The sequence below is a fragment of the Flavobacterium fryxellicola genome, assembly GCF_900143245.1.
GTDB lineage: Bacteria > Bacteroidota > Bacteroidia > Flavobacteriales > Flavobacteriaceae > Flavobacterium > Flavobacterium fryxellicola.
Genome location: NZ_FRDK01000026.1, coordinates 1 through 3,536 on the forward strand (window position 1 = coordinate 1; position 3,536 = coordinate 3,536).

The 3,536-nt window shown below is 26.8% G+C and carries 3 protein-coding genes; 2 read left to right on the forward strand and 1 reads right to left on the reverse strand.

The window, feature by feature from the left end; translation table 11 throughout:
* Positions 1-47: 47 nt before the first annotated feature.
* On the reverse strand, positions 48-404 hold the full coding sequence (locus tag BUA03_RS16250; RefSeq protein WP_072675760.1) for a hypothetical protein: 357 nt from the start codon (positions 402-404) through the stop codon (positions 48-50).
* 370 nt (positions 405-774) lie between these two features.
* Here BUA03_RS16250 and BUA03_RS16255 point away from each other — a divergent pair, with 370 nt between their 5' ends.
* A complete protein-coding gene (locus tag BUA03_RS16255) occupies positions 775-2,187 on the forward strand; it encodes a KAP family P-loop NTPase fold protein (RefSeq protein WP_066082222.1) in 1,413 nt (470 codons plus the stop codon).
* A gap of 201 nt (positions 2,188-2,388) precedes the next feature.
* Positions 2,389-3,381: a hypothetical protein gene (locus tag BUA03_RS16260; RefSeq protein WP_066082224.1), complete on the forward strand. Its 993-nt coding sequence runs from the start codon at positions 2,389-2,391 to the stop codon at positions 3,379-3,381.
* Positions 3,382-3,536: the final 155 nt, after the last annotated feature.

A 3,536-nucleotide genomic window follows, 5' to 3' on the forward strand; every position in this document is an offset into this window, starting at 1 on the left:
AGTTATTTCCGATTTCAGCCGCGCAACAGAAAATTAAAACTTAAAAACTATCTTAAGTTTTTGAAAAAGTTGCATCGTGAATAGGTCGCAGCATATTCCATAAAACTATACTTGTAGAATTCTATAAATATAGTTTTATAGAAACAAAATAATAATATAAAACTAATTATCTTAGTAGGGTTTTTATTTATCAGTTTATGTTGGAATACTTTAGCATCATCAAATTTTCCTTTTTCGCACAAAGCAACAGTTACCTTATAGTCAGCATCTTGCTTTAAAATAGTTTCTGTATCCACGTCAATTACAACAAAATCTTCATACGAAGTTACTTTTGGAATATAAGGGCCGTACGAATACTGTTTTTTTATTGCGTCAGTTATTGTAGCCTTTTCATCAGAACTCAAATCGGGAAATAGTGTGAAAAAGAAATCGTTGATTTTGTGTATAATCTACATTTATATTAGGCTAATGTGAAAAACGTAAAATTATTAATTTTTAAAGGATTAACAGATCGAAATAATTAACAAGTCAACAATCGAAGATATGAGTTTATAAATTTTGTAAATACTTTTGTAAAGATTTAAACTCACAATAAAAAAGCCCTAGACTATCGTATAGGGTTTTCTACTGTAAGAATTAGTTATATATTTGAAATTATTAAAATTTTAAAAAACCTTTGATTATTTACTTAAAAAAGAGTGTACATACGAATGTTTATCTCATGTATACAAGTAACAGCACATAAAAAAAATCGAAAATAAATAAATTTAAAAAATGAGTATTAGACATAACAATATTGATATCGAACCTGATAACCCTTTTGCAAATTGTAAATTAGAAAGAAAAAAATACGCAAATGTTTTATTAGATTTAGTCAACTCTTACAACAATGGTTTTGTTTTAGCAATAAATAATAAATGGGGTACAGGAAAAACTACATTTATAAAAATGTGGGAACAAGATTTAAAAGATAAAGATTTCCGAACTGTTTACTTTAATGCCTGGGAAAATGATTTCGAAAACAATGCTTTAATAGCTTTAATGGGAGAACTAAAAAATTTAACCACTAAAGCTACTGAACCAAGATTTAAAAAAGCTTTAAAAAATGCTGCTATTCTATCAAAACATATTGCTCCAATAATAGTTCAATCTATTGCTGATAAATATATAAATGCTACAGGAATTAAAGATGCCTTAGTTAATGCTACAAAAAGTTTAAATGATATTTTTGAAAATGACGTCAATGAATATGCTAAAAAGAAAAAGGGAATTAAAGAGTTTCACAAAAGTCTTTCAGAATTTATTGCAAATACAAATGATGGAAAGCCCCTTATTTTTTTTATTGACGAGCTTGATCGCTGTAGACCAAATTATGCAGTATCAATTTTAGAGCAAATAAAACATTTTTTTTCGGTTCCAAATATTGTTTTCGTATTATCGATTGATAAAATTGAACTTGGAAATTCTGTTAGAGGAGTTTATGGAAGTGACAAGATTGACGCTGATGAATATTTGAGAAGATTTATTGATATTGAATACACTATACCTAATCCTGAAAATGACATATTCCACAAATATCTATATAACTATTTTGAATTTGATCAGTTTTTTAATTTAGAAGATCGAAAGAAACACAGAGAACTAGAATTAGATAAAAATAATTTCCTAAATATTTGTTCTATACTATTCTCAAATGGTTCAATTTCATTAAGACAACAAGAAAAAATTTTTTCACATTCACGACTAGCTTTACGTTCTTTTGAAAGTAATAATTATGTAATTCCACAACTTTTTCTTTTTCTAGTTTACATTAAAACAATACACGAGGATTTTTATAATAAAATAAATTGCAAAACAATAAATATTGTAGAATTGCAAAAAGAATTTTTACAAATTATGATGGGAAAAATCGATAAAAATACCGAAAGCGAAATAATTCGTTTGGAAGTTTACTTAGTTAACACCTATAATAATTATCTGACTTATCCATATCAAAGAGCTAACCTATATGAACACGATATTTCAGGCAAAGCAAAACTCTTAATTAATTCAGTCATAGATAAAACAGAAAAAGGAGATTTATTTTTAAGAATACTTGAGAACATGAGTAGATACGACAATATAGAAAATTTAAGTATTGAACATCTTTTAAAAAAAATAAATTTGACAGAAGTTTTTAAATCGTAAAATCTTACCAACTGCTAACACCAATAAAAAAGCCCTGAACTACGTTTAGAGCTTTTTTATGTACGAATTCTATATATTTGAAAAAAAACGCTACAAAGTAGAGCAAAGCAACCCCATTTTGTGTGGATTGTATCTACTTAATATCGCGTATGTACAAGTTAGCATCAAGCATTTCACAACAACCAACTTTTAAAGACAAATATGGCTTTTTCAATACAAGAATTGGAGCTTAATCCGAATGCTGATAGAACAGCTGAACAAATTAGAACTAGACAAATATTTGAAGTTTTAAAAATAAAAACAATCGCTGAAGAATTTCTAACTGAACATGAAAAAGATTTTTTTTATATGGGTGTAAAATATTCATTTCTTAACGATGGAAAAATTGAAGACTATAATTGTTGTGACAATCCAAAATTCAAATTTCTTTATTTAATATATGCGAGAGATATCTATGGTTTTAAGAAAAGTAAAATAACTAAACCCGGAAGAGGAGTTGAGTATATCGTTAAAAATAAAGAAAAAAATAACGACTTATTTTATTTGAGAATCAAAATAGAAGAATGGAAGTCTATTGTTCGAACTACAGTACATGATGAAGAACTACTTCATCAATCAACAAAGGAAACTAGAGAAGAAATAAAGGAGCTTAAAAAGTTGTCGAAATATAAAAATAATATTCAAGGAATTTATACTTCAAACTATATTACAAAAGAGAATGCAATAATTTTGCATTCAAAATGGATATACTGTGTATCACTTGAAATTTTCGAGTCTTTAGATTCCGCTGATTTTATATCGGAATTAAATGGAATAGAAATTGAATTCAATGAATTCAGTTTAATTCATATTTTAAATAGACATTTCGCAAAAATTCTTAAGCAATTTGACACTAAAAAGAGTTTTCATAAAGAAATGTTTATTCCAAGAATACTAAGTACTCAAATAAAAGAAATCATAACAATTATAGATACTTCAATGCTTTTAATTGGCAAAGAAATAAATAAAATTGCATTTCAAATACATGAACAAGATTACATTATCTATACATCTGAAAAAATAAGAGGCGCAAATACTTATAGAAGACTAAATACTTTTTTTCCAGTTGATGATAAAAATGACAAGAATGCTCTAACTGCAGACTATAATTTAAAAGTCATAAATCCTATATATTCTGTATACGTTCCTAAATAATATAATGCCTGCTACTAACACCCATTCCACATCACCCATAAAAAAGCCCTGGACTATCGTGAGGGCACTGAAAAACATCGTCTGTTTTGATTTGTGTCATTTTTATAGACCAAAAAAAACGCTTATAATCGAATTTTTAAGATTCGTTATAAGCG

What these genes read in the sequence shown, in the direction of transcription:
- BUA03_RS16260 (WP_066082224.1), top strand. Translation starts at nt 2,389, where the DNA reads ATGGCTTTTTCAATACAAGAATTGGAGCTTAATCCGAATGCTGATAGA.
- BUA03_RS16255 (WP_066082222.1), top strand. Translation starts at nt 775, where the DNA reads ATGAGTATTAGACATAACAATATTGATATCGAACCTGATAACCCTTTT.